Source organism: Caulobacter sp. NIBR1757, assembly GCF_027912495.1.
Classification (GTDB): Bacteria; Pseudomonadota; Alphaproteobacteria; order Caulobacterales; family Caulobacteraceae; genus Caulobacter.
Map to the genome: position 1 here is coordinate 1,776,561 of NZ_CP115463.1, position 16,977 is coordinate 1,793,537.

Sequence of the window (16,977 nt, forward strand, 5' to 3'; positions counted from 1 at the left end):
TGGGTCGCCCATTGAGCGTCGAGATCATCGGGACGGAGGCGCTGACGCCCGCCGAGCGCGCGCTGTGGCTCGGCTGGACGCGGGGCTCCCGGGCCTTCGAGTCTCCCTTCTTTCACCCCGACTTCACGGCCGTGGCGGGCCGGTCGGCCCCCGAGGCGCGGCTGGCGGTCCTGCACCGGAGTGGCACGGTGGTCGGCTTCCTGCCCCATCAACGCCGCGGCGGGGCGGCCCAGCCGCTGGGCGCGCCGCTCAACGACTATCACGCGGTGATCACCGGCCCGGACCTCGACTTCTCCATCGAGGAAGCGGCCGAACTGGTCGGGGCCCGCAGCTACACCGCCACCGGCTGGACCGGATCCGCGACAGAAGGGGAGGGCCGGACCCGCGCCCGCACCCTGCTGGCCGATGTCTCGCAGGGGTGGGACGCCTACTATGCCGGCCGCCGCACGGATTTCGGCAAGTTCTTCAAGGACAAGGAACGGGCCCGCCGCTCGTTCGAGCGCGACCTCGGGCCCATCCGGGTCGAAACCTCCACGACCGACCTGTCCCACTTCGACCGGCTGATCGAACTCAAGCAGGCGCAATATCAGCGCACCCGGCGCCATGACATCTTCGCCTGCGGCTGGACCATCGACATGCTGCGCGGCCTGCTGACACACCGGGGCGAGGATTTCGGCGCCCGGCTGGCGGTGCTCTACGCAGGCGATCGCCCGATGGCCTACGAGCTGGGCCTCAAGGGCGGCGACCACTATCACTTCTGGCTGCCGGCCTACGAGGCCGACGCGGCCCGCTATTCGCCCGGCATGCTGCTGAGCATGGAGACCATGAAGGCGGAGGCGGCGCGCCTCTACGACTTCGGGTTCGAGGGCGAGTCCTACAAGAAGTACTTCTGCGACCTGACCCGTGAGGTCTGGGAAGGCGTGGGTCAGGCCGCCGGCCCCACCGCCCTGTCCGCGATCTCCGGCCTGGCCCCGGGCGGCCTGGCGCAAAGCGTGCGCCGCCGCTGGGCCATCATCGACGCCTGCGAGACCACGACGCTGGGCCGGGTGCGGGCGCTCAGCGCCGCCGCCTCGGCCATGGCCGGCCGTGGCCGCAGCCAACCGGCCGCCAGCCTGCTGCTGGCCGCCTCCGCCCTTTGCCTCTGACGCCCCTTATCTCTGACGGATGAAACCATGAGCTGGCTGTCGCAACCGAAGATCTACGATCACCAGGTCCATGAGACCGACCTCGCTTCCGACGAGAAGCTGGCGATGATCCTCGACCGCTATCCAGCTGAGCTGCTCGACATCAATGCCTACAGCTATGACGCCGAAGGCCAGGTCAGCCTGGCGACCGGCGAGCGGGGCAGGGCGGATGGGGCGACCCTGCTGGAGGCTATCAAGGGCGGCCGGGTGTGGGTCAACCTGCGTGACGCGCACGAGGCCTACCCGGAGCTGTGGGCGCATATCCAGCCGAAGTTCGACGAGATCGCCGACGATCTGGGCGTCAAGCCGATCAAGGTCACCGGCCAGCTGATCATGTCATCGCCGCAGACCAAGGTGCCCTACCATTTCGACGCCGCCGGGGTGGTGCTGTTCCACTTTCGCGGGGTCAAGAAGCTGTGGGTCTATCCGACCGACGAGGCGCACCAGCCGCAGGAGTCGGTCGAGAAGGTGATCATGCGGGTGCAGGCCGAGGAGCTGCCCTATCGGATGGCCTTCGACGACGATGCCCAGGTGGTCGAGCTGCAGCCGGGCCAGGCCCTGACCTGGCCTCTGTATGCGCCGCACCGGGTCGAGAACCAGGGGGTGTTCAACGTCTCGCTGTCGCTCGACTTCCAGACCTGGGAGACCCGCCTGATGCGCGGCGCCCACTACGCCAACGGTGTGCTGCGTCGCTACGGTATCAAGCCGGCGGACATGGACCGCACGCCGGCGGCGGCCCGGGCGGCCCTGTGGGCGGCGTCGCTGGCCATGAAGAAGGCCAACCTCGCGCCCAACCTGATCAAGGACTACGAGCGTAGCTTCGAACTGTCGGCCCAGGCGAAGAAGAAGGCGGCCTGAGAATTGTGTTTCAGGTTAGACATGAAACATTGGTCATGACCTCGAATTAAGCTGTCTTGCCGCCGGCGCGGTCCTAGCGTCCCCTCACCATTCTGAAGGGACACAGATATGCGCCTCATCGCCACCCTCGGGCTCGCCGCCCTCGCCATCGCCGCCACCGCCGGCGCCGCGTCCGCCAAGGACCGCGAACCCCGCGTTGTCATCAAGAACGCGGTCGCCCGCGTCACGGTCGTGCCGCAGGACCGCGCCGACGTGCAGGTGGTGGTCAAGACCCACGACCCGCGCCTGGTCCTGACCGTCGAGAAGCGGGGCGACCGGACGATCATCGACGGCGACCTGAAGTGGAACAAGATCCGCAACTGCCGGGGCACGGCTGAAACCGCTTCGGCCGACGTGCGCGACGTCGGCACGGTGCAATACAAGGACATGCCCGAGGTCATCATCTACACCCCGCGCGACGTCGATCTCGGCTCCTCCGGCGCGGTCTGGGGCTACATCGGCCGGGCCAATTCGGTGAACTTCGGCAACGCCGGTTGCGGCGACTGGACCATCGCCAACGTGACGGGCGAACTGGACATCAGCCAGGCGGGTTCGGGCGACGTGTTGGCCGGCGACGCCGGCGGTCTCGATCTCAGCGTCGCCGGTTCGGGCGACATCAAGCTGAAGGCGGTCACCGGCAAGGCCGACATCTCTATCGCCGGCTCGGGCAATGTCATCATGGGCTCCCTGAACGGCGACCTGGACGTTTCCATCGCGGGATCGGGCGACATCCGTATCTTCGCCGGTCGGGCGTCCAACCTCGACGTCTCGGTGGCGGGTTCAGGCGACGTCCGCTTTGCGGGCGAGGCGACCAAGGTCGACGCCACCTTCATGGGTCAGGGCGACCTGTGGGTGACCAAGGCCGGGTCCGTGGACAAAACCGTCATGGGCCAGGGCGCGGTGCACGTCGGGCCGTTCGAGATGAAGCGGGACTGATCGCTCTTACCAGCGACACGGAAGGGAAGGGGCCGGCGCTTTGCCGGCCCTTTTTCGTGTGGGGTGAGCCTTTGCACTGGTGTCCCGTCGGAATCTCTCTATAGAGCGCGCTCCGGTGCGTTCCCGCCCGTCGATCCCGTTCAACGAAGAGGCCACAAGCCTTGACGGCCCGGGATTCGAAGGGTAATAGCGCGCCTCCTGTTGGACCGGCAGTGCCCTTGGGCAGACGCGGTGCGCAGAAACACCAGGCATCCATTCGGGATATCTGGCTGGAAAGGCTCTCGCCGGGCAACCTGCGTGAGCCTCTCGTTTTTTGCGGACTTGTGCGTATCCGGACGTCTCTAGGGGCGTTTGGGCTGGTCTTTGAAATGGTTCGAGATCACGCGGACGGGCCGCCGTCTGTTGGGAATGAAAGAGCGATATGGATCGTCAGAACATCCGCATCCGGCTCAAGGCCTTTGACCACCGCGTGTTGGACCATTCAACGCGCGAGATCGTCAACACGGCCAAGAGGACCGGCGCGACCGTCCGGGGGCCGATCCCCCTGCCGACGTTGATCGAAAAATTCACCGTCAACCGCTCGCCCCACGTCGACAAGAAGTCGCGCGAGCAGTTTGAAATCCGCACGCACAAGCGCGTGCTCGACATCGTCGACCCCACCCCGCAGACCGTGGACGCGCTCATGAAGCTCGACCTGTCCGCTGGCGTGGACGTCGAGATCAAGCTGTAGGGATCGAACCGATGCGTACCGGATTGATCGCCAAAAAAATGGGTATGACCCGCTTCTTCGATGAAGCCGGCATGCACGTGCCCGTCACCGTCCTGTCCCTCGAGGGCTGCACGGTCACCGGCCAGCGTACCCAGGAACGTGACGGCTACGTCGCCCTCCAGCTCGGTGCTGGCGCGAAGAAGCCGAAGAACACCTCCAACGCCATGCGTGGCCACTTCGCCAAGGCTCAGGTCGAGCCGAAGCGGGTCATCGCCGAATTCCGCGTCGACGAAGACGCTCTGATCGATGTGGGCGCGGAGTTTACCGCCGACCACTTCGTCGCCGGCCAGAAGGTCGACATCCAGGGCATCACCGTCGGTAAGGGTTTCGCCGGCGCCATGAAGCGCTGGAACTTCGGCGGCATGCGCGCCACCCACGGTGTCTCGGTCTCGCACCGGGCCCACGGTTCGACCGGTCAACGGCAGGACCCGGGCAAGACCTTCGCGGGCAAGAAGATGGCTGGCCACCTCGGTCAGGAAACCGTCACCACCCTGAACATCACCGTCTGGAAAGTGGACGCCGAGCGCGGCCTGATCCTGGTGAAGGGCGCCGTTCCCGGTTCGGAAGGCTCCTTTGTTAAAATCCGCGACGCGGTGAAGTCCGCCCGCCCTGAAGAAGCCCCGGTCCCCGGCGCCTTCCGCAAGGCCGGTGAAGCCGCCGCCGCTCCCGCTGAAACCCCCGCTGAAGAAGCTCCTGCTGCTGAAGCGTCGGCCGAGGGTGCTGAATAATGAAAATCGACGTCATCAACCTGGACGGCAGCAAGGCCGGCTCCGTTGACCTCGACGACGCCATCTTCGGCATCGGCGAGATCCGCGGCGACATCCTGCAGCGCGTCGTCACCTGGCAGCTGGCCAAGCGCCGCGCCGGGACCCACAAGATCCAGGTCCGGAACGAAGTCTCCCGGACCTCGAAGAAGATGTACAAGCAAAAGGGCACCGGCGGCGCTCGTCACGGTTCGCGCCGTGCCGCGCAGTTCGTCGGTGGCGCCAAGGCCCACGGTCCTGTCGTTCGCAGCCATGCGTTCGACATGAACAAGAAGGTCCGCGCCCTGGCCCTGCGTCACGCGCTTTCGTCGAAAGCCAAGGACGGGTCGCTGGTCATCCTCGACAACGTCACCCTGACCGAAGCCAAGACGGCCGCCCTGCGCGCCACCCTCGGCGGCCTGGGTCTGGTCAACGCCCTGGTCATCGCTGGTCCGGAAGTGGACGCCAACTTCAAGCTGGCCGCCCGCAACATTCCGAACATCGACGTCCTGCCGAACGCCGGCCTGAACGTCTATGACGTCCTGCGCCGCCAGAAGCTGGTTCTGACCAAGGCGGCGATCGAGGGCATCTCGGCTCGCTTCTCCGATCAGAAGGAAGCTGCGTAATGGCCGCTACCGCTCGTCACTACGACACCATCCTGGCTCCGGTGATCACCGAGAAGGCCACGATCCTGTCGGAACAGAACAAGGTGGTCTTCCGCGTTGCCGATACGGCGACCAAGGACGAGATCGCCGCCGCCGTTGAAGCCCTGTTCAAGGTCACGGTCACCAAGGTCAACACCCTGAACGTCAAGGGCAAGACCAAGCGTTTCCGTGGTCGGATCGGTCGTCGCAACGACGTCAAAAAAGCCATCGTGACCCTGGCCGAAGGCCAGTCGATCGACATCACCACGGGGCTCTAAGAAATGGCTCTGAAGCATTTCAAACCGACTTCCCCGTCGCGTCGCCAGCTGGTGCTGGTCGACCGCTCGGAACTCCACAAGGGTCGCCCGGAAAAGAGCCTCGTCGAGGGTCTGACCAAAAAGGGCGGTCGTGGTGGCGGTGGCCGCATCGCCGTCCGCTTCCGCGGCGGCGGCGCCAAGCGCCTCTACCGCATCGTGGACTTCAAGCGCCGCAAGTGGGACATCGCCGCGACCGTCGAGCGCATGGAATACGACCCCAACCGGTCGGCCTTCATCGCCCTGATCAAGTACGCCGATGGCGAGCTGAGCTACATCCTGGCTCCGCAGCGCCTCAAGGTCGGTGACGAAGTCATCGCCTCGGCCAAGGTCGACGTGAAGCCCGGCAACGCCGCTCCCCTGAGCGGCCTGCCGATCGGCACGATCATCCACAATGTCGAGCTGAAGCCTGAAAAAGGCGGCCAGGTCGCCCGTTCGGCTGGCGCCTACGCCCAGCTGGTCGGCCGCGACGCCGGCTATGCCCAGATCCGCCTGCAATCGGGCGAGCTGCGCATGGTTCAGGACAGCTGCATGGCCACGGTCGGTTCGGTCTCCAACCCGGACCACATGAACCAGAACCTCGGCAAGGCTGGTCGCGTTCGTCACATGGGCTTCCGCCCGCACGTTCGCGGCGTCGCCATGAACCCGGTCGACCACCCCCACGGCGGCGGCGAAGGCCGCACCAGCGGCGGTCGCCACCCGGTGACCCCGGCTGGTAAGCCGACCAAGGGCGCCAAGACCCGCGTGAACAAGGCCACGGATAAGTTCATCATCCGTAGCCGTCACAAAGCCAAGAAGGCCCGCTAGAGATGACCCGTTCCGTTTGGAAAGGTCCGTTCGTCGACGGCTACCTGCTGAAAAAGGCCGATACGGCCCAAGCCAGCGGCCGCAAGGACGTGATCAAGATCTGGTCGCGTCGCTCGACCATCATGCCGCAGTTCGTCGGTCTGACGTTCGGCGTGCACAACGGCCAGAAGCATGTCCCCGTCATCGTGTCGGAAGACATGGTCGGCATGAAGTTCGGTGAATTTGCGCCCACGCGTAACTTCCCGGGCCACGCGGCCGACAAGAAGGCCAAGAGGAAGTAGCGATGAGCAAGCCCAAGACTCAACGCCGCCTCCCGGCGTCCGAAGCGATGGTCAAGCTGCGCACCCTGCGCACCTCGGCCCGCAAGCTGAACCTGGTCGCCCAGTCGATCCGCGGCCTCCGGGTGCAGCGGGCGCTGAACGAGCTCGAGTTCAGCCACAAGCGCATCGCCAAGGACGTCCGCAAGGCGCTCTACTCGGCCATCTCCAACGCCGAGAACAACCACAACCTCGACATCGACAGCCTGGTCGTCGCCGAAGCGTTTGTTGGCAAGAACCTGATCATGAAGCGTTTCTCGCCGCGCGCTCGCGGCCGGGCTTCGCGGATCGAGAAACCGTTTTCCGAGATCACCATCGTGGTCCGCGAGCTGGGTGAGGCCGCCTGATGGGTCAGAAAGTCAATCCGGTCGGGCTTCGCCTCGGCATCAACCGTACCTGGGACAGCCGTTGGTTCGCCGACGGCGCCGAGTACGGTCGTCTTCTGCACGAAGACATCAAGGTCCGTCGTGAGCTGAAGAAGCGTCTGTACCAGGCTGGTATCTCGCGCATCATCATCGAGCGTCCGCACAAGAAGTGCCGGGTCACGATCTATGCCGCCCGCCCGGGCGTCATCATCGGCAAGAAGGGCGCCGACATCGACAAGCTCCGCAAGGACCTGTCGGCCCTGACCAACGCCGAAGTGCACCTGAACATCGTCGAGATCCGCAAGCCGGAAACCGACGCCCAGCTGGTGGCCGAGAACATCGCCCAGCAGCTCGAGCGCCGGGTCGCCTTCCGCCGCGCCATGAAGCGCACCATGCAGTCGACCATGCGTCTGGGCGCCAAGGGCGTTCGGATCAACGTGGCCGGCCGTCTCGGTGGCGCTGAAATCGCCCGGATGGAATGGTACCGCGAGGGTCGCGTTCCGCTGCACACCCTGCGTGCGGACATCGACTACGGCTTCGCTGAAGCCAAGACCACCTACGGCATCATCGGCGTGAAGACCTGGATCTTCAAAGGCGAAGTGCTGGATCACGATCCCATGGCCCTGGACAAGCGTCTGGCCTCGGAATCGGGCCCCGCCGGCGAAGGCGGCGGACGTGACCGTGATGACCGTGGCCCCCGTGGCCCGCGTCGCGACCGCGGCCGTGGATCTGAGGCGTAAACGACATGCTGTCTCCGAAGAAAACCAAGTACCGGAAGGCCTTCAAGGGCCGGATTCACGGCACCGCCAAGGGCGGCACCCTGCTGAACTTCGGTTCGTACGGCCTCAAGGCCGTCGAACCGGAGCGCATCACGGCTCGCCAGATCGAAGCGGCCCGCCGCGCGATCACCCGCCACATGAAGCGCCAGGGCCGCGTCTGGATCCGGATCTTCCCGGACCTGCCGGTCACCGACAAGCCGGCCGAAGTCCGGATGGGTAAGGGCAAGGGCGCCGTGGATTACTGGGCCGCTCGCGTTCACCCCGGCCGGATCATGTTCGAAATCGACGGCGTCGCCGACGATATCGCCCGTGACGCCCTGAAGCTCGGCGCCGCCAAGCTGCCGATCAAGACCCGCATCGTCACGCGCATCGACGCTGGCGTCGGCGCGGAGCACTAGAGATGAAGATCGATCAAATCCGGGCGATGACGCCCGATCAACTGGCCGAAAGCCTGCTGAACCTGAAGAAAGAGCAGTTCAACCTGCGCTTCCAGGCGGCGACCGGCCAGGTTGAAAAGACCCACCGCGTCAACGAGATCCGCAAGGATATCGCCCGCATCAAGACCGTGCTCCGCACCAAGCAAGCGGCGTAGGGAGAGACAAGATGCCGAAACGTATTCTCGAAGGCCTCGTCGTCTCCGACAAGGGCGACAAGACGGTTGTTGTGAAGGTCGAACGGACCATCCTGCACCCGCTGCTGAAGAAGACCGTCCGCCGGTCTAAGCGTTATCACGCGCATGACGAAGCCAATGCCTACAAGGCTGGTGAAATCGCTCGCATCGTCGAGTGCGCGCCGAAGTCCAAGCTGAAGACCTGGGAAGTGCTTCCCAAGGCTTCGGCGTAATCTGGAAGGTTTGAACCATGATCCAGATGCAAACTAACCTGGACGTCGCCGACAATTCTGGCGCCCGCCGGGTCATGTGCATCAAGGTGCTTGGCGGGGCCAAGCGCCGCTACGCACACGTCGGTGACAAGATCGTTGTCTCCGTGAAGGAAGCCATCCCGCGCGGCCGCGTGAAGAAGGGTGATGTGCTGCAAGCCATCGTCGTTCGCACGTCCTCGGCCATTAAGCGCAAGGACGGTTCGGTGATCCGCTTCGACAAGAACGCGGCCGTCATCGTGAACAAGCAAGCCGAGCCGATCGGCACCCGGATCTTCGGACCGGTTCCGCGCGAACTCCGCGCCAAGAACCACATGAAGATCATCAGCCTGGCTCCGGAGGTCCTGTAATGGCCGCGAAGATCAAGAAGGGCGACCGCGTTGTCGTCCTGGCTGGCAAGGACAAGGGCAAGACCGGCAACGTCGTCCGCGTCCTTCCCAAGGAAAGCCGCCTCGTCGTTGGCGGGATCAACATGGTCCAACGCCACACCAAGCCGACCCAGGGCGACCCCCAGGGCGGTATCAAGAACAAGGAAGCGCCGCTGCACGTTTCCAACGTCGCCATCGTCGACAGCAACGGCAAGCCGACCCGCGTCGGTTTCCGCGTCGACGGCGACAAGAAAGTGCGCGTCGCCAAGAGCACCGGCGAGGTGATCAATGGTTGATCAAGCTTACACGCCCCGACTGAAGTCCGAATATCGCGAGCGCATCCGCGCCGCGATGAAGGAGCAGTTCGGCTACACCAACGAGATGCAGATCCCCAAGCTCGACAAGATCGTCGTGAACATGGGCATCGGCGAAGCGGTTGCCGACTCCAAGAAGGCCACCGCGGCCATGAAGGACCTGGCGGCGATCACGGGCCAAAAGCCCCTGCCGACCAAGGCCCGCCTCTCGGTCGCCCAGTTCAAGGTGCGCGAAGGCATGACCGTGGGCGCCAAGGTGACCCTGCGCGCCGACCGCATGTATGAGTTCCTGGACCGTCTGATCACCATCGCGCTGCCGCGGGTGAAGGACTTCCGGGGCCTCAACGGCAAGAGCTTCGATGGTCGCGGCAACTACGCCATGGGTCTGAAGGAACACATCGTGTTCCCGGAGATCAACTACGACGAAATCGATCAGATGTGGGGCATGGACATCATTGTCTGCACCACGGCCCGGACCGATCAGGAAGCCAAGGCTCTCCTGAAAGAGTTCAAATTCCCGTTCACTTCGTAAGCGGGAAGGAAAGAACCCATGGCAAAGAAAAGCGCCGTCAACCGCAACGAAGCCGTCAAGGCCCTCGTGAAGCAGCTCGCCGCCAAGCGCGCCGATCTGAAGAAGCAGGCCAACGATGAGAGCCTGCCGCTCGAGGAACGCTTTGAGGCTCGCCTCAAGCTGGCCAAGCTGCCGCGCAGCTCTTCCGCGACTCGCATTCGTAACCGTTGTGAAGTCACCGGGCGCCCGCGCGCCTACTATCGCAAGCTCAAGATGAGCCGGATCGCGCTGCGGGAGCTTGGCTCCGCTGGCCAGATCCCCGGCCTCGTCAAGTCGAGCTGGTGAGGACCATCAGATGTCGATGAACGATCCCCTGAGCGATCTGATCGCCCGCATCAAGAACGCCGCCATGCGCAAGCGCTCGAAGGTGTCGACCCCCGCGTCGAAGCTTCGCGCCCGTGTCCTGGATGTCCTGGCCGATGAAGGCTACATCCGCGGCTATTCGCTGGTCGAGAAACCCGGTGCTTTCCCGGAGTTCGAGATCGAGCTGAAGTACTTCGACGGCCAGCCGGTCATCGCGGAAATCGCCCGCGTGTCCAAGCCCGGCCGCCGCGTGTACAGCTCGATCAAGGACCTGAAGCCGATCAAGAACGGCCTCGGTATCTCGATCCTGTCCACTCCCAAGGGCGTCATGTCCGACAACGCGGCGCGCGACGCCAACGTTGGCGGCGAAGTCCTCTGCAGGGTCTACTAAGATGTCCCGGATTGGTAAGAAACCCATCGCGATCCCGTCCAGCGTGACCCTCACGCTCGACGGCCAGACGGTGTCGGTCAAAGGCCCGAAGGGACAGCTGTCCTGGACGGTGATCGACGACGTCGTGATCACCCATGAGAACGGCGAACTCACCCTGGCCCCGCGTGACGACAGTCAACGCGCCCGGTCGATGTGGGGCCTGTCGCGCACCCTGGTCGGCAACATGGTCCAAGGCGTCACCGATGGCTTCGAGCGCAAGCTCGAGCTGGTCGGCGTCGGTTACCGCGCCGCCCTGAAGGGTGACGCGCTGTCGCTGCAGCTCGGCTTCAGCCACGACGTCGATGTCGCTCCGCCCGCCGGCGTGACCTTCGCCGTTCCGAAGCAGACCGAAATCACGATCAGCGGGATCGACAAGCAGGCGGTTGGTGAAATCGCTTCGAAGATCCGCCGCCTGCGTCCCCCCGAGCCCTATAAGGGCAAGGGCGTGCGGTACGCGGGCGAAAAGGTCCGCCGCAAGGAAGGCAAGAAGAAGTAAGCCATGCCGCTCTCTCCCTCTGAAATCACCAAGCGCCGCGCGATCCGCATCCGCAGCCGCCTCAAGAAGGTCGGCAACGGTCGCCCGCGTCTCACGGTGTTCCGCTCCTCGAAGAACATCTACGCCCAGGTCATCGACGACCTCCGCGGCGTCACCCTGGCCGCCGCCTCCACCCTCGAGGGTGAAGGCAAGTCGGGTGGCGACAAGGATGCCGCCGCCAAGGTGGGCAAGCTGGTCGCCGAGCGCGCCATCGAAAAGGGCGTCACGGACGTCGTCTTCGATCGTGGCGGTCACATCTTTCACGGCCGGATCAAGGCGCTGGCTGACGCCGCGCGTGAAGCCGGCCTGAACTTCTAAGGATCGATCATGGCTCGTGAACAACAACGCGGTGATCGCCGCGACCGCCGCGACCGGCCCCAGGAAGACGGTCCCGAAAGCGACATCGTCGAGAAGCTGGTCCACATCAACCGCGTCGCCGCCACCGTGAAGGGCGGCCGTCGCTTCAGCTTCGCCGCTCTGATGGTCGTCGGTGACCAGAAGGGCCGCGTGGGCTTCGGTCATGGCAAGGCGCGCGAAGTGCCGGAAGCCATCCGCAAGGCCACCGAGGAAGCCAAGAAGTCGATGATCCGCGTTCCCCTGCGGGAATCCCGGACCCTGCACCACGACGGCAATGGCCGTTGGGGCGCTGGCAAGGTGATGGTCCGCTCGGCGCCTCCCGGCACCGGCATCATCGCCGGTGGTCCGATGCGCGCGGTTCTGGAAACCCTGGGCGTTCAGGACGTCGTCGGCAAGTCGACCGGCTCCTCGAACCCCTACAACATGGTTCGCGCCACCTTCGAAGCTTTGAAGGTGCAGTCGTCGCCCCGCCAGATCGCCGCCAAGCGCGGCAAGAAGGTCAGCGACGTCCTGAGCCGCCGCGCCGACGGGGCTTCGGCCGCGCCGGAAGCTGTCGAGGGCTAAGACATGGCCGAGAAGAAAACCGTCACCATCCGCCAGACCGGCAGCCCGATCCGTCGGAACGCCGTGCAGCGCGCCACCCTGGCTGGCCTGAAGCTGAACAAGCTGGGCCGTGTCTCGACCCTGGAGGACACCCCCTCCGTTCGCGGCATGATCCTCAAGGTCCGCCACATGGTGGAAGTGGTCGATTAAGACCGCTATAGAGTAAGTGAAACGCCTTCCCCGAAAGGGGAGGGCGCTTTCTCATTTTTACAAAGCCGAGTCCGGGGCTTCCCCGGGCGCCAGATCTCCAAGGAGAGGCCACTATGACGAAACTCAACGAAATCGCCCCGCAGGAAGGCTCCACCAAGGGCCGTATGCGCATCGGCCGCGGCCCGGGTTCGGGCAAGGGCAAGACCGGTGGTCGCGGTGTGAAGGGTCAGAAGGCGCGTTCGGGCGTCGCCATCGCCGGTTTCGAAGGCGGCCAGATGCCGCTGCACATGCGCATGCCCAAGCGCGGCTTCAACAACCCCTTCGCCAAGGAGTTCGCGGAAGTGAACCTGTGGCGCCTGGAGCAGGCCGTCGCGGCCGGCAAGCTGGACGTCAAGAAGGCGATCGACACCGACGTCCTCCTGGCCGCCGGCATCATCCGCCGCGCCAAGGACGGCGTGAAGCTGCTGGGCAAGGGCGAGATCAAGGCCGCCCTGAACCTGACCGTCTACGCCGCCACCCCCTCGGCCGTCGCGGCCGTTGAAAAGGCCGGTGGCAGCGTCACCCAGACCCGTCCGGTCAAGGCGGAAGCCGAGGCCTGATAGACCATCGACGATTAGGGGTCGCGGAATCCTCCGTGCGCCCCTATCTGATGGCCTCATCTGAGTCAGGGGATTGTCGATGGCCTCGGCCGCCGAACAGCTAGCAGCCAACATGAACTTCGGGGCCTTCCAGAAGGCCACCGAGCTTCACAAGCGTATCTGGTTCACGCTCTGGGCGTTGATCGTCTACCGCGTCGGGACCTACATCCCGATCGCCGGCATCAACACCGACGTCTTCCAGCAGACCTTCCAGCAGCAGACCCAGGGCATCCTGGGGATGGTCAACCTGTTCAGCGGCGGCGCCGTCGAGCGGATGGCCATCTTCGCCCTGAACGTCATGCCCTACATCTCGGCGTCGATCATCGTCCAGCTGATGGGCTCGGTGTATCCGCCGTGGGAAAAGCTGCGCAAGGAAGGCGGCGAGGCCGGCCGCAAGCAGCTGAACCAGTACACCCGTTACCTGACCGTGGCCCTGGCCATTTTCCAGGCGATCGGTATCGCCTTCTCCCTGCAGGCCCAGGCCGGCGTCGTCGACGTCCCGGGTCCGATCTTCATTCTCTCGACCGTCGTCGGCCTGACCGGCGGCACCATGTTCCTGATGTGGCTGGGTGAGCAGATCACCAGCCGCGGCGTCGGCAATGGCGTGTCGTTGATCATCTTCGCCGGCATCGTCGCCGCCCTGCCGATCAGCCTGTGGCAACTGATGCAACAGGTCAGCGTCGGCCAGGTCAGCCCCTTCCTGCTGCTGCTGCTGGCCGTCATGGCCGTGGTCGTGGTCGGCGCCATCGTCTTCATGGAGCGCTCGCAGCGCCGTCTGCTGGTGCAGTATCCCAAGCGCCAGGTCGGCAACCGGATGATGGGCGGCGAAAGCTCCTTCCTGCCGCTGAAGATCAACACCGCCGGGGTCATCCCGCCGATCTTCGCCAGCTCGCTGCTGCTGCTGCCGGCCACGGCGGCCGGGTTCCTCGACCCGACCAAGATGCCGATGTGGGCGCAGTGGGTTCCTGACGCCGTCCGCCTGCTGCAGCACGGCCAGCCCGTCTACATGCTGGTCTACGGCCTGCTGATCATCTTCTTCTGCTTCTTCTACACGTCGATCGTCTTCAATCCGGAGGACACGGCCGAGAACCTGCGCAAGTACGGTGGCTTCCTGCCGGGCATCCGCCCGGGCAAGCGGACGGCCGAGTACCTGGACTATGTGCTCTCGCGCCTGACCGTGATCGGGGCGGCCTACATCACCGCCGTCTGTCTGGTTCCGGAAATGATGGTCGGCTTCATGGGCGCCCCCAACAGCGCTAGAGCGCTCGGCGGCACCTCGATCCTGATCGTCGTGTCGGTGACCATGGACACCGTGGCGCAGATCCAATCGCACCTGCTGGCGCACCAGTACGAAGGGCTCATCAAGAAGTCCAAGCTGCGCGGCGGCAAGAAGTAAGGCGGGGAGGCCTTCAAGCGTGAACCTGATTCTGTTCGGGCCGCCCGGCTGCGGCAAGGGCACCCAGGCCAAGAAACTGGTGGACGGACGCGGCATGGTCCAGCTGTCCACCGGCGACATGCTGCGGGCCGCCATCGCGGCCAAGTCGGCGCTGGGCCAGAAGGTCGAACCGATCATGGCCCGGGGCGACCTGGTGCCGGACGAGATCGTGATCGCCCTGATCGAAGAGCGTATGCCCGAGGCGGAAGCCGCCGGCGGCGCCATCTTCGACGGCTTCCCGCGCACCGTGGCCCAGGCTGAAGCCCTGGACGCGATGCTCGCCGGCCGCGGCAAGAAGATCGACCGGGTCGTCCGCCTGCTGGTGGATGAACCGGAGCTGCTCGCCCGGGTGACTGGGCGATTCGAACAACAGGGGCGACCGGACGACAATCCGGAAACCTTCGTCACCCGTCTGGCTGCCTACAACAAGCAGACCGCGCCTTTGCTCCCCTACTATGGGAGCACCGGCAAAGTTCGCGAAGTGAACGGCATGGGGACCATGGACAGCGTGGCCGCGGATATCGCGGCCGCTTTGGACGAGGTCGAAGCCTGAACCTTTACGCTGGGGCGGATTCATTCGCTTCCGGCATTGACGGAAACAAAACGTTGCTTATAACGCTGCGTTTCCGCGAATGGCGCGACTCTCTCCGGCTCTCTTTCGAGAGCACGGCGGCGTGGCGTTTCGTTTTGCGTGCACCGTTTGGGTGCAACTGAAGAGAGAGCAGACGTGGCCCGTATCGCAGGCGTCAATATTCCGTCGAACAAGCGCGTCGTCATCGCGCTTCAGTACATTCATGGCATCGGCCCGAAGTCCGCCAAGGACATCGTGACCAAGGTCGGGATCGAGGACAGCCGCCGGGTGAATGCCCTGAGCGACGCCGAGGTCCTGCAGATCCGCGAGGCGATCGACAAGGATCACACCGTCGAGGGTGACCTGCGTCGTGAGACCGCCGTCAACATCAAGCGTCTGATGGACCTGGCCTGCTACCGCGGCCTGCGTCACCGCAAGGGCCTGCCGGTCCGCGGTCAGCGCACGCACACCAACGCCCGCACCCGCAAGGGTCCGGCCAAGCCGATCGCCGGCAAGAAGAAATAAGAGAGCGCCCTGATGGCCAAGGAACCGGCTCGCGTAAAACGTCGCGAACGCAAGAACATCACCTCGGGCGTGGCGCACGTGAACGCCTCGTTCAACAACACCATGATCACCATCACCGACGCCCAGGGGAACACCATCTCCTGGTCCAGCGCCGGCATGATGGGCTTCAAGGGTTCGCGCAAGTCGACCCCGTACGCCGCACAGATGGCCGCTGAAGACGCGGGCAAGAAAGCTGCCGAGCACGGTGTGCGCACCCTGGAAGTGAACGTCTCCGGTCCGGGTTCGGGTCGGGAATCGGCCCTGCGCGCCCTGCAGGCCGCCGGCATGACGATCACCACCATCCGTGACGTCACCCCGATCCCGCACAACGGTTGCCGGCCGCCCAAGCGCCGCCGGGTCTAACGACCCGCGCAGCCCACTTAACTTGCCGGCTCCGCGATGCGCGGGGCCGGCACACGTGTTTCGAGGATATCCGCCCGTGATCGAACGCAATTGGAACGAGCTGATCCGCCCGGAGAAGCCGCTGATCGAGACCGGTTCCGACGCTAACCGCAAGGCGCGTCTGGTGGCCGAGCCGCTCGAGCGCGGCTTTGGGGTGACGCTCGGCAACGCGCTGCGGCGCGTTCTTCTCTCGTCGCTGCAAGGCGCCGCCGTCACCGCCGTCCAGATCGACGGCGTGGTCCACGAGTTCAGCTCGATGGAAGGCGTCCGCGAGGACGTCGTCGACGTCGTCCTGAACATCAAGCAGCTGGCCCTCCGCATGCACTCGGAAGGCCCCAAGCGCATGACGCTGAAGGCCACCGGCCCCGGCGCCGTGACCGCCAGCCAGATCGAAGTCCCCTCGGACATCGAGATCCTGAACGGCGACCATGTGCTCTGCACCCTGGACGAAGGCGCCTCGGTGCGCATGGAGTTCACGGTCAACAACGGCAAGGGCTACGTGCCGGCCGACAAGAACCGCCCGGAAGACGCCCCGATCGGCCTGATCGCCGTCGACAGCCTCTACTCGCCGGTCAAGCGCGTCGCCTACCGCGTCGAGCCGACCCGCCAGGGCCAGTCGCTGGACTATGACAAGCTGGTTCTGGAAGTCGAAACCAACGGCGCCGTGTCGCCGGTGGACGCGGTGGCCTACGCCGCCCGCATCATCCAGGATCAACTGCAGATCTTCATCACCTTCGAAGAGCCGAAGGCCAAGTCGGATGGCGAAGCCAAGCCCGACCTGCCCTTCAACCCGGCGCTCCTCAAGAAGGTGGACGAGCTGGAACTGTCGGTCCGTTCGGCCAACTGCCTGAAGAACGACAACATCGTCTACATCGGCGACCTGATCCAGAAGACCGAAGCCGAGATGCTCCGCACCCCGAACTTCGGCCGCAAGTCCCTCAACGAGATCAAGGAAGTGCTTTCGGGCATGAACCTGCACCTCGGCATGGACGTGCCCAACTGGCCGCCGGAAAACATCGACGATCTGGCGAAGAAGTTCGAAGACCAGATCTAAATCCTGTAGTAAGACCCCCCGCCGCCGAGAGGCGCCGGACGTTTTTGG

At 64.9% G+C, this 16,977-nt stretch carries 29 protein-coding genes; all 29 read left to right on the forward strand.

The window, feature by feature from the left end; genetic code table 11:
* Positions 1-11: 11 nt before the first annotated feature.
* The 29 genes from O5I81_RS08600 to O5I81_RS08740 all read left to right on the forward strand — a co-directional run bounded on the left by O5I81_RS08600 (position 12) and on the right by O5I81_RS08740 (position 16,929).
* The gene (locus tag O5I81_RS08600) at positions 12-1,145 is read left to right on the forward strand and encodes a GNAT family N-acetyltransferase (protein WP_271068530.1); all 1,134 of its coding nucleotides are present in this window, start codon (positions 12-14) and stop codon (positions 1,143-1,145) included.
* Positions 1,146-1,172: 27 nt separating this feature from the next.
* Positions 1,173-2,042, forward strand: coding sequence for a cupin-like domain-containing protein (locus O5I81_RS08605; protein ID WP_271068531.1), 870 nt, complete (start codon positions 1,173-1,175; stop codon positions 2,040-2,042).
* A gap of 108 nt (positions 2,043-2,150) precedes the next feature.
* Positions 2,151-3,017, forward strand: a complete 867-nt coding sequence (locus O5I81_RS08610) for a DUF2807 domain-containing protein (protein WP_271068532.1) — start codon at positions 2,151-2,153, stop codon at positions 3,015-3,017.
* Positions 3,018-3,438: 421 nt separating this feature from the next.
* Positions 3,439-3,747, forward strand: a complete 309-nt coding sequence (gene rpsJ, locus O5I81_RS08615; protein WP_004616952.1) for a 30S ribosomal protein S10 — start codon at positions 3,439-3,441, stop codon at positions 3,745-3,747.
* An 11-nt stretch (positions 3,748-3,758) separates the two neighbouring features.
* Positions 3,759-4,514 (forward strand): 50S ribosomal protein L3, encoded by a 756-nt coding sequence (gene rplC / locus O5I81_RS08620; RefSeq protein ID WP_271068533.1) that lies wholly within the window; start codon positions 3,759-3,761, stop codon positions 4,512-4,514.
* Positions 4,514-5,155: a 50S ribosomal protein L4 gene (rplD, locus tag O5I81_RS08625; RefSeq protein ID WP_271068534.1), complete on the forward strand. Its 642-nt coding sequence runs from the start codon at positions 4,514-4,516 to the stop codon at positions 5,153-5,155. Before rplC ends, rplD begins: the two co-directional genes overlap by 1 nt.
* A complete protein-coding gene (locus tag O5I81_RS08630) occupies positions 5,155-5,451 on the forward strand; it encodes a 50S ribosomal protein L23 (RefSeq protein ID WP_271068535.1) in 297 nt (98 codons plus the stop codon). The genes rplD and O5I81_RS08630 overlap by 1 nt, the downstream gene beginning before the upstream one ends.
* Before the next feature lie 3 nt (positions 5,452-5,454).
* Complete coding sequence (rplB, locus tag O5I81_RS08635) at positions 5,455-6,294, forward strand: 50S ribosomal protein L2 (RefSeq protein ID WP_271068536.1); 840 nt, start codon at positions 5,455-5,457, stop codon at positions 6,292-6,294.
* Between the two features lie 2 nt (positions 6,295-6,296).
* Complete coding sequence (gene rpsS, locus O5I81_RS08640; RefSeq protein ID WP_271068537.1) at positions 6,297-6,575, forward strand: 30S ribosomal protein S19; 279 nt, start codon at positions 6,297-6,299, stop codon at positions 6,573-6,575.
* A 2-nt stretch (positions 6,576-6,577) separates the two neighbouring features.
* Positions 6,578-6,958: a 50S ribosomal protein L22 gene (gene rplV, locus O5I81_RS08645; RefSeq protein WP_271068538.1), complete on the forward strand. Its 381-nt coding sequence runs from the start codon at positions 6,578-6,580 to the stop codon at positions 6,956-6,958.
* Positions 6,958-7,716, forward strand: coding sequence for a 30S ribosomal protein S3 (rpsC, locus tag O5I81_RS08650; RefSeq protein WP_271068539.1), 759 nt, complete (start codon positions 6,958-6,960; stop codon positions 7,714-7,716). The genes rplV and rpsC overlap by 1 nt, the downstream gene beginning before the upstream one ends.
* Positions 7,717-7,721: 5 nt before the next feature.
* Positions 7,722-8,153: a 50S ribosomal protein L16 gene (gene rplP / locus O5I81_RS08655; protein WP_271068540.1), complete on the forward strand. Its 432-nt coding sequence runs from the start codon at positions 7,722-7,724 to the stop codon at positions 8,151-8,153.
* Positions 8,154-8,155: 2 nt separating this feature from the next.
* Positions 8,156-8,347 carry a 50S ribosomal protein L29 gene (gene rpmC, locus O5I81_RS08660; RefSeq protein ID WP_271068541.1) on the forward strand — a complete coding sequence of 64 codons (192 nt, stop codon included), beginning with the start codon at positions 8,156-8,158 and terminating at the stop codon, positions 8,345-8,347.
* Positions 8,348-8,358: 11 nt separating this feature from the next.
* Positions 8,359-8,598 (forward strand): 30S ribosomal protein S17, encoded by a 240-nt coding sequence (gene rpsQ, locus O5I81_RS08665; RefSeq protein WP_271068542.1) that lies wholly within the window; start codon positions 8,359-8,361, stop codon positions 8,596-8,598.
* 17 nt (positions 8,599-8,615) lie between these two features.
* Entirely contained in the window at positions 8,616-8,984 is a 369-nt protein-coding gene (rplN, locus tag O5I81_RS08670; RefSeq protein WP_166575799.1) for a 50S ribosomal protein L14, read from the forward strand.
* Positions 8,984-9,298: a 50S ribosomal protein L24 gene (rplX, locus tag O5I81_RS08675; RefSeq protein WP_271068543.1), complete on the forward strand. Its 315-nt coding sequence runs from the start codon at positions 8,984-8,986 to the stop codon at positions 9,296-9,298. Before rplN ends, rplX begins: the two co-directional genes overlap by 1 nt.
* Positions 9,291-9,848 carry a 50S ribosomal protein L5 gene (gene rplE, locus O5I81_RS08680; protein ID WP_271068544.1) on the forward strand — a complete coding sequence of 186 codons (558 nt, stop codon included), beginning with the start codon at positions 9,291-9,293 and terminating at the stop codon, positions 9,846-9,848. The genes rplX and rplE overlap by 8 nt, the downstream gene beginning before the upstream one ends.
* An 18-nt stretch (positions 9,849-9,866) precedes the next feature.
* Complete coding sequence (gene rpsN, locus O5I81_RS08685; RefSeq protein WP_271068545.1) at positions 9,867-10,172, forward strand: 30S ribosomal protein S14; 306 nt, start codon at positions 9,867-9,869, stop codon at positions 10,170-10,172.
* A gap of 10 nt (positions 10,173-10,182) precedes the next feature.
* Positions 10,183-10,581, forward strand: coding sequence for a 30S ribosomal protein S8 (rpsH, locus tag O5I81_RS08690; protein WP_271068546.1), 399 nt, complete (start codon positions 10,183-10,185; stop codon positions 10,579-10,581).
* Between the two features lies 1 nt (position 10,582).
* Positions 10,583-11,116 carry a 50S ribosomal protein L6 gene (gene rplF / locus O5I81_RS08695; RefSeq protein WP_271068547.1) on the forward strand — a complete coding sequence of 178 codons (534 nt, stop codon included), beginning with the start codon at positions 10,583-10,585 and terminating at the stop codon, positions 11,114-11,116.
* Positions 11,117-11,119: 3 nt separating this feature from the next.
* Entirely contained in the window at positions 11,120-11,473 is a 354-nt protein-coding gene (gene rplR, locus O5I81_RS08700; RefSeq protein WP_271068548.1) for a 50S ribosomal protein L18, read from the forward strand.
* A gap of 9 nt (positions 11,474-11,482) precedes the next feature.
* The gene (gene rpsE, locus O5I81_RS08705) at positions 11,483-12,076 is read left to right on the forward strand and encodes a 30S ribosomal protein S5 (RefSeq protein WP_271068549.1); all 594 of its coding nucleotides are present in this window, start codon (positions 11,483-11,485) and stop codon (positions 12,074-12,076) included.
* A gap of 3 nt (positions 12,077-12,079) precedes the next feature.
* On the forward strand, positions 12,080-12,265 hold the full coding sequence (gene rpmD, locus O5I81_RS08710) for a 50S ribosomal protein L30 (protein ID WP_271068550.1): 186 nt from the start codon (positions 12,080-12,082) through the stop codon (positions 12,263-12,265).
* Positions 12,266-12,378: 113 nt separating this feature from the next.
* On the forward strand, positions 12,379-12,864 hold the full coding sequence (rplO, locus tag O5I81_RS08715) for a 50S ribosomal protein L15 (RefSeq protein ID WP_271068551.1): 486 nt from the start codon (positions 12,379-12,381) through the stop codon (positions 12,862-12,864).
* 79 nt (positions 12,865-12,943) lie between these two features.
* Positions 12,944-14,299, forward strand: a complete 1,356-nt coding sequence (gene secY / locus O5I81_RS08720) for a preprotein translocase subunit SecY (RefSeq protein ID WP_271068552.1) — start codon at positions 12,944-12,946, stop codon at positions 14,297-14,299.
* A 19-nt stretch (positions 14,300-14,318) separates the two neighbouring features.
* Complete coding sequence (locus O5I81_RS08725; RefSeq protein WP_271068553.1) at positions 14,319-14,891, forward strand: adenylate kinase; 573 nt, start codon at positions 14,319-14,321, stop codon at positions 14,889-14,891.
* Positions 14,892-15,065: 174 nt separating this feature from the next.
* Complete coding sequence (gene rpsM, locus O5I81_RS08730; protein ID WP_271068554.1) at positions 15,066-15,434, forward strand: 30S ribosomal protein S13; 369 nt, start codon at positions 15,066-15,068, stop codon at positions 15,432-15,434.
* Between the two features lie 12 nt (positions 15,435-15,446).
* A complete protein-coding gene (gene rpsK, locus O5I81_RS08735) occupies positions 15,447-15,836 on the forward strand; it encodes a 30S ribosomal protein S11 (protein ID WP_271068555.1) in 390 nt (129 codons plus the stop codon).
* 76 nt (positions 15,837-15,912) lie between these two features.
* Positions 15,913-16,929: a DNA-directed RNA polymerase subunit alpha gene (locus O5I81_RS08740; protein ID WP_271068556.1), complete on the forward strand. Its 1,017-nt coding sequence runs from the start codon at positions 15,913-15,915 to the stop codon at positions 16,927-16,929.
* Positions 16,930-16,977 lie beyond the last annotated feature (48 nt).